This is a genomic window from Streptomyces niveus, from assembly GCF_001723055.1.
Lineage (GTDB): Bacteria > Actinomycetota > Actinomycetes > Streptomycetales > Streptomycetaceae > Streptomyces > Streptomyces niveus.
In genome coordinates, this window is the sequence record NZ_MDCR01000500.1 from 1 (window position 1) to 7,364 (window position 7,364).

A 7,364-nucleotide genomic window follows, 5' to 3' on the forward strand; every position below is an offset into this window, starting at 1 on the left:
TGGTGCGGCGCTCGGCCCCCGCGGCTCTGCCGGATCTGCCGGGGGCCGAGCGCCGCACCAGCTGCCGGGCCGCCACGTCCCTGCGCTCACCCACCGACTCCACGGGCAGCCCGCCCGGCGCCACGTCCCACGCCGGGGTGAGCCCGCTGTCCAGCACATCGACCCTGCCCACCCCGGAGGCCGAGAGCGTGGCGGCGACGGCCGCACCGACCCGACCCGCCCCGCGCACCTGGACACGCATGGTGCGCCGCGCCGCCAGCCGGTCCATCGCCGCACCCGGCTCCCGATGGGTGACGGACAGGGACGCCAGATCCGCCCGCAACCGGTCGAGCTCCACCTTTCGATTCCGTAACGCTTCGGCGGCCCGTCCGCCCGCCGTGCTGTCGTCCAGCAGTCCCGCCGCCGCGAGCCGGTCCACGAGCGCGTCCGCCCTGCCGTCAGGCAACCCCATGCTCCGCGCCTCGTCCCGCAGCAGCGGAAGTCCCCGCGTGCCGTCGAGCAGGTCGAGAAAGCTGCCCGTGGCCGTATCGACCGGGCCCACCACCACCGCGTGTGCGGGTGTGATCCCGAACTGCACCGTCTGCCGCTCCCGCCAAGCCCGGCGCAGCGCGGGCTTCACCATTGGATGCATATTTCCGTCTCCCCCGTGCTGCCTGTCGTGCGATCCGATTCCAGAATGCAGGGAACTGGTGAGAGCTGCGGAGAGTTATCCACAGGCGTGGGGAATTAGCCGTTCAAATGACGGGTGTATGGAGTGGATCAAGATCGAATGGTCCCCGCGACGGGACGTCTTCCACTGACAGCGGGTAACGTCGAAGCGTGTCCGTCGACCCTTCCCCTCGCGTTGCGGGGGAATCCTCACCGCGCAGCGCCGGAAGCGAAGAGCGCGGCGTGACCGGCCGCCCGCAGCGCGGACCGGCCACGAGCGCCGTCGAGGTCCGCAGGAGCGCCCGCCGCAACAGGACCGTCTCGGCCTACCGTGAGGGCGACCGCACCATCGTGCTCATCCCGGCCCGGATGTCGGAGGCCGAGGAGCGACGCTGGGTGACCGTGATGCTCGACAAGCTCGCGGCCCAGGAGAGCAGGCGCATCCTCGACGACGGCGATCTCACGGATCGCGCCAGGAGGCTGTCCGCCCAGTACTTCGACGGCCGGGCCCGCCCCGCGTCCGTCCGCTGGGTCACGAACCAGAACACCCGCTGGGGCTCCTGCACCCCGGCCGAGGGCAGCATCCGCCTGTCGCACCGGCTGCAGGGCATGCCCGAGTACGTCGTCGACTACGTGCTCGTCCATGAACTCGCCCATCTGCTGGTGCCCGGACACGGCCCGCGCTTCTGGGAGTTGCTGGACGCGTACCCCCGTACCGAACGGGCCCGCGGTTACCTCGAAGGTGTCGTCGCCGCCGAACGGCTGCCCCATCTGCCCACCGCCCCCGGGGAATGATCGCGTCCGTTCGGTGATCGTGTACCGAATGTGTACCGACTTGGCCCGATGTCGGACTCAACCGTTAGCCTGACGCGACGTGTTCAGCTCGGGATGGGGGACGGTCGTTACGCATGGCCAGGGAATTCCAACGCGGCCACAAGGCCAAGATCAGTGACCTCACGCCGGGGACGGATCTGTACGTAGGTGTGCAGATCGCGGCACCCGGCTTGACGTTCGACATCAGTTGTTTCGGCCTCGACGCCAATGAACAGCTTTCGGACGACCGGTATTTCATCTTCTTCAATCAGCCGAAGTCTCCCGAGGAATCCGTCCAGTTGCTGGGCGCGCAGTCGGGGGACACCGAATCCTTCCGCGTCACGCTCGACCGCATTCCCGCGAACATCCACCGGCTCTCCTTCACCGCCACCATCGACGGCGCCGGACAGATGTCCCAGGTGGGCCCCGGATACATACGGATAGTCGCGGGCGGCGAGGAAGTCGTCCGATACGCGTTCAACGGCTCCGAGTTCAGTACCGAACGCGCGGTGATGCTCGGGGACTTCTACCTCAAGGACGTGTGGCGGTTCGCCGCCGTCGGCCAGGGCTTCGACGGTGGACTCGACGCGCTGCTCAAGAACTTCGGCGGCGAGGTCGCCGAGGAGGAGCCGGCCGCCCAGCCGCCCGCCGGTGGAGCCGCGCCGGGGTTCGCCCCGCCGCCCGGCGGCCCCGCGCCCGCTCCGGCCTTCGGAGCCCCGGCCGCGCCGCAGGCCCCGCAGCCCCCGCCGTCGTTCGGCGTCCCGCCGCAGGCCTCGGCGCCCGCGCCGCACCCGGTGCACGGCGCACCCACCGTCACCGCGCCGATGACGCCGCCCTCGGCGCCGTCGCCGTACGCGCAGCCGCCCGGTGCCCCGCAGGCACCGCAGCAGCCGCAGTTCGGCCAGATCCCCGGCCAGCCGCCGGGCCAGGTCCCGGGCCAGTTCCCCGGTCAGGGACAGCCGCCCGGCGCGCCCGCGCCGTACGGGCACCCGACGCCGCCTCCGTTCGGAGGACAGCCCCAGGGCATGCCGCAAGCGGCCCAGCAGGCCGGCGCCGGGCTCCAGGCCGCCCTCCAGCCGTACCGCGAGGCGGCCACCGGCCAGCGCTGGACCCCGCAGAACCAGCAGCTCATGAGGGTCGACCTCGCCATGGGCGGCACCCCCGTCCTGGCCCGCCAGGGCAGCATGGTCATGTACCAGGGCAAGGTCGAGTTCGGCTACAAGAGCGCAGGCTTCGCGGGCCGCATCGTCGGGAACGCGACCGGCCAGGAGATGCAGCTCATGCGCTGCTCCGGCCGCGGCCAGGTCTTCCTTGCCGAGGAAGGCTCGCATCTGCACCCGATCGAGCTCCAGGGCGACGCCGTCTGCGTCTCCGCGGAGAACGTGCTCGCCTTCGACGAGTCCCTTCAGTACGAGGTCCGCCGTATCGAGGGGCACGGCATCCCCGGCGGAGCCCTCTTCACGATGCAGTTCCAGGGCACCGGCACCGTCGTCGTGAAGACCCACGGCGTCCCGGTTGTCCTGCCGGTCACGCCCACGACCTTCGCCGACTGCAACGCCGTCGTCGCCTGGTCGGCCGCCTCCCAGGTGATCCTCTCCAGCCAGGTCCGGCTGCGCCGCAACGCGTATCCGGGACACAGCGGAGAGACCGTGAATCTCCAGTTCCGGGGAGCACCCGGCAACTTCATCGTCGTCCAGCCGTACGAGGTCTGAGGGAGTTCCGCACATGAACCAGCAACTCGCGGGCTTCGCCCCGACCCCCGTCACGGCCCGGATGGAGAATCACGGCCGCACCATGCTCAAGGTCGCCATGGCCAGTGGGCAGGACCTCTACGCGCGTACCGGCTCGATGGTCGCGTACGAGGGCTTCGTGCAGTACGAACCCAACCCGCCCGCCGTACGGCAGATCGCCAGCCAGTGGGTGACCGGTGAAGGCGCGCCGATCATGAAGTGCGCCGGTGACGGCCTGCTCTACCTGGCCGACTACGGCGCCGACGTCGTCGTCATCAACCTCAACAACGACTCGCTCTCCGTCAACGGCACCAACCTGCTGGCCTTCGACGCGCACCTCCAGTGGGGCGTCGAGAAGGTCAAGGGACTGGCGAAGTTCGCCGGCCAGGGCCTGTGGAACGTCACGATCGCCGGCACCGGCTGGGTCGCGCTGACCTCGCGCGGCACGCCGATCGTCGTCGACTGCGGTCGTGGCGAGGACGAGACGTACGTCGACCCCGACGCCCTCGTGGCCTGGTCGCCCGCGCTCAAGGTGAAGGGCAAGCGGAGCTTCAAGGCCTCGTCCCTGATCGGACGGGGCAGCGGGGAGGCCTTCCAGATGGCCTTCTCGGGCCAGGGCATCGTCGTCGTACAACCGAGCGAGGACAGCACCGACCGCCTTCGGATCCGGGGCTGAGGGGGAGGAGAACAGCATGCAGAGCCCGCTTTTCGGACTCGCGGAAACGCAGTCCCAGGATCGTTACGTCGTGCAGAACCCGCAGCTGCTGCGGGTCGCGCTCACCGGCCAGGACGACGTCCTCGCCCGCAAGGGCGCGATGGTCGCCTACCAGGGACTCATCGACTTCGACGGTGAGTACCAGTCCCAGGGCCAGCGCCGCGCCCGGGCGAACACCGGCGAGGGCCTGGACCTGATGCGCTGCTCGGGTCAGGGCACCGTCTACTTCGCCAACCTCGCGCAGTACGTGCACGTCGTGGACGTCGACCAGGAGGGCATGACCGTCGACAGCGCCTATGTCCTGGCGCTCGACTCCACGCTGCACACCGAGGTCATCGCGGTGGACAGCCAGTACGGCATCTCCGGCTCCGGCAAGTACCAGCTCAACATCTCGGGCCGGGGCAAGGTCGCCCTGATGACGTCCGGGCAGCCGCTGATGATGCACGTGACGCCCGACAAGTACGTCAACGTGGACGCCGACGCGATCGTGGCGTGGTCGTCCGCGCTGCGGGTGCAGATGCAGGCGCAGACGCACTCCTCGGGCGTCCGTCGCCGACGCGGCAACACGGGCGAGGGCTGGGAGCTGAGCTTCCTCGGCCAGGGCTTCGCGCTCGTACAGCCCAGTGAGGTCATGCCGCCGCAGAACGCGGACATCGGGCAGGGCGCGCGTGCGCAGTTCGGCGTGGGGCAGCAGGGCGCCCACGCGCAGAACCAGAACAACGTCTGGAACAACGGGCGCTGAGTTCGGTAAGGACAGGCGGACGGAAGGGCGGGCCCACCGGCTGGATCCGGCCGTCCGCAGGTTCGCGAACGACCCTTCAGGGGCGGTCTCCTCGGAGGCCGCCCCCGCTCGGTTCCGTCAGCCCGGCACCCGCGCGGAGAGCGCCGCCCGGGTGCGCTCCAGAAGCCGTACGACCGACCCGTCGGCGACCGCCGCCACCTCGTCGTACGCGAACCAGCGCAGGTCCAGCGACTCCTCGCTGATCGCCTCGACCGCTCCTACCGGCGCCAGAGCCGCGTACTGGACATCCAGATGCCAGTGACAGGGCGCCGGGATCGCGTGCCGGTCGAGCTGTACGGGCCCGCCCGGCAGCAGCGTCAGCCCCGGGATTCCGGACTCCTCCGTGGCCTCACGCAGCGCCGCCGCCGCGAGCGAGGGGTCACCGGGCTCGCAGTGGCCGCCCATCTGCAGCCACATGCCCAGCTTCTTGTGGAGGGTGAGCAGAACCCGGCCCCGCCCGGGGTCGATCACCAGCGCGCTCGCCGTGACATGCCCGGCCTCACAGGACTTCCACATCCCGTCCGGACGGGCCGCCAGATGCGCCAGATAGACACCGCGCAGCTCTTCCTGGCCGTCGTACGTCTCCAGTACGCGGACGGCGTCGTCGTGCAGGCTCACTTGGCGCCGTCGTCCTTGCCCTCGTCGTCAGGCTCGTCGCCGGCCTTCTCGGGACCCGTCTCCGGACCTTTCTCCGGGGCCTGCTCCCCGGCCCGCTCCGGGTCCTTCGTCAGCTTCGGCCTGCCGCCCGCCGCCTCGCCGAGCATCTTGTCCAGCTCGGAGAAGTCCGCGTGCTCGTGGTGCACGAAGCCGTCCGGGTCGTCCAGGTCCGAGGCGGTCGGCAGCATGTCCGGGTGTCCCCAGAGCCCGTCACGGCCGTCCACGCCCCGCGCGTCCGTGAGCGAGGCCCACAGCCGGGAGGCGTCCCGCAGGCGCCTGGGGCGCAGCTGAAGGCCGATGAGGGTGGCGAACGTCTGCTCGGCCGGGCCACCCGACGCGCGGCGCCTGCGCAGCGTCTCGCGCAGCGCGTCGGCCGACGTCAGCCTGGTCCTGGCGGCCTCGTGCACCACCGCGTCGACCCAGCCCTCGACCAGCGCGAGCGCCGTCTCCAGGCGGGCCAGGGCGGCCTTCTGCTCGGCGGTGTCCTCCGGCTGGAACATGCCCTGCTGGAGCGCTTCCTGAAGCTGCTCGGGGTTGGACGGGTCGAGCTGGCTGACGGCGTCCTCCAGCTTGGAGGCGTCGACCTTGATGCCGCGCGCGTATCCCTCGACCGCGCCGAACAGATGCGACCGCAGCCACGGCACATGGGCGAAGAGCCGCTGGTGGGCGGCCTCGCGCAGGGCCAGATACAGCCGTACCTCGTCCTGGGGGATGCCCAGGTCCTTACCGAAGGCCGCGATGTTCAACGGGAGCAGCGCGGCCTTCCCGGCCGGACCCAGCGGCAGCCCGATGTCCGTCGAACCGACCACCTCGCCCGCCAGCACGCCCACGGCCTGCCCGATCTGCTGACCGAACATGGCGCCGCCCATGGAGCGCATCATGCCGATCAGCGGCCCGGCCATGGCCTGCATCTCCTCGGGCAGCACATCGCCCATGGCGGCGCCCACCCGCTCGGCCACCGGGTCCACGAGCTGCTGCCATGCCGGAAGGGTCGCCTCGACCCACTCGGCGCGGCTCCACGCCACGGTCGATCCGGCGCCCGAGGGCAGCGACGTGACGGCGTCCAGCCACACGTCGGCCAGCCGCACGGCCTCCTCGACGGCGATCCGCTCGCCGGGGCTCACGCTCGCGTCCTTCGTGCCGTCCGACGTGCCCTGCGCGACCGTCTGGCGGGCGATCTGCTTGGCCATGTCCCAGTTCACGGGACCGCCCTCGTAGCTGAGCATCTGGCCGAGCTGCTGGAACGCGGCGCCCAGGTCGCCCGGGTTCATCGATCCGAACATCGCGGCGAACGGGTTCTCCCCGCCCGCGCCACCGCCCGGACCGCCCGGCAGGCCGAAGCCCGAGAACGGGTTGCCCCCGCCGCTTCTGCCGCCGGCACCCTGACCACCTCCGGCGGGGTCGTTCTTCTTGCCGTCGCCGTCCTCTGGCTCCTCCGGCGGAAGGCCGAATCCGAATGGGGTGTCACTCACGGGTTTCCTCGGCTCATTGGGCCGCCGGCTCTCCGCCGACGGCGACTGCCCGACACCACCCAGCGTAGACATCCGAGGCCGCATCCGGGCTCGGTGCTCCGCCAACGCTCGGCCTGCGGCAGGATGGACGCCACCTGGTACGCACGTTTCCTACACGTCCGTACTGAAGACAACCGCTGGAGACGCCCGGTGAGTTCCCCAGATCCACAGGTTCGCGCAGCGCGAAACCGCTCAACCCCGACCCCGCCGCGCGGCCCCGTCGTCGCGGTCACCGGAGCCGCCTCGGGCGTCGGCGACCTGCTCACCCGGCGCCTCGCGGCGTCGGACGAGATCAAGCAGGTCGTCGCCATCGACGAGCGCCGCGGCGAGGTGAGCGAGGCGCAGTGGCACATCCTCGACGTACGGGATCCGGCCATCGCCGAGAAACTGCGCGGCGCCGACGTCGTGGTGCACCTGGCGCTCGATCTGGACCTGGAGCGGGACGCGGCGGCGCGTACGGCCTACAACGTCCGCGGCACCCAGACCGTCCTCACCGCCGCCGCGGCGGC

The 7,364-nt window shown here is 71.0% G+C and carries 8 protein-coding genes; 5 read left to right on the forward strand and 3 right to left on the reverse strand.

What is annotated here, in order from left to right:
* Positions 1-631: ThiF family adenylyltransferase (locus BHU15_RS36855; protein ID WP_255293307.1), on the reverse strand; the 631-nt coding region annotated here is incomplete at its 3' end.
* A 188-nt stretch (positions 632-819) separates the two neighbouring features.
* Here BHU15_RS36855 and BHU15_RS36860 point away from each other — a divergent pair.
* The 4 genes from BHU15_RS36860 (at position 820) to BHU15_RS36875 (ending at position 4,648) form a co-directional block, all read left to right on the forward strand.
* Positions 820-1,443, forward strand: coding sequence for a M48 metallopeptidase family protein (locus tag BHU15_RS36860; protein ID WP_069631058.1), 624 nt, complete (start codon positions 820-822; stop codon positions 1,441-1,443).
* A gap of 113 nt (positions 1,444-1,556) precedes the next feature.
* Positions 1,557-3,173 carry a TerD family protein gene (locus BHU15_RS36865; RefSeq protein ID WP_069631059.1) on the forward strand — a complete coding sequence of 539 codons (1,617 nt, stop codon included), beginning with the start codon at positions 1,557-1,559 and terminating at the stop codon, positions 3,171-3,173.
* Positions 3,174-3,186: 13 nt separating this feature from the next.
* Positions 3,187-3,867, forward strand: a complete 681-nt coding sequence (locus tag BHU15_RS36870) for an AIM24 family protein (RefSeq protein WP_023538807.1) — start codon at positions 3,187-3,189, stop codon at positions 3,865-3,867.
* 16 nt (positions 3,868-3,883) lie between these two features.
* The gene (locus BHU15_RS36875; protein ID WP_069631060.1) at positions 3,884-4,648 is read left to right on the forward strand and encodes an AIM24 family protein; all 765 of its coding nucleotides are present in this window, start codon (positions 3,884-3,886) and stop codon (positions 4,646-4,648) included.
* A gap of 117 nt (positions 4,649-4,765) precedes the next feature.
* On the opposite strand, the gene BHU15_RS36880 is transcribed toward BHU15_RS36875, so the two are convergent.
* Together BHU15_RS36880 and BHU15_RS36885 are read right to left on the reverse strand one after the other, a co-directional pair.
* Positions 4,766-5,305, reverse strand: coding sequence for an NUDIX hydrolase (locus tag BHU15_RS36880; protein ID WP_069631061.1), 540 nt, complete (start codon positions 5,303-5,305; stop codon positions 4,766-4,768).
* Positions 5,302-6,816, reverse strand: coding sequence for a zinc-dependent metalloprotease (locus BHU15_RS36885; protein ID WP_069631062.1), 1,515 nt, complete (start codon positions 6,814-6,816; stop codon positions 5,302-5,304). Before BHU15_RS36885 ends, BHU15_RS36880 begins: the two co-directional genes overlap by 4 nt.
* Positions 6,817-7,005: 189 nt before the next feature.
* Between BHU15_RS36885 and BHU15_RS36890 the strand changes: the two genes are divergently transcribed.
* The coding region (locus BHU15_RS36890; RefSeq protein ID WP_141726981.1) for an NAD-dependent epimerase/dehydratase family protein at positions 7,006-7,364 on the forward strand (359 nt) is incomplete at its 3' end.

Excerpts from the sequence above, each read along its gene's own strand:
- BHU15_RS36865 (WP_069631059.1), top strand. The coding sequence starts at position 1,557 with ATGGCCAGGGAATTCCAACGCGGCCACAAGGCCAAGATCAGTGACCTC.
- BHU15_RS36870 (WP_023538807.1), top strand. The coding sequence starts at position 3,187 with ATGAACCAGCAACTCGCGGGCTTCGCCCCGACCCCCGTCACGGCCCGG.
- BHU15_RS36875 (WP_069631060.1), top strand. The coding sequence starts at position 3,884 with ATGCAGAGCCCGCTTTTCGGACTCGCGGAAACGCAGTCCCAGGATCGT.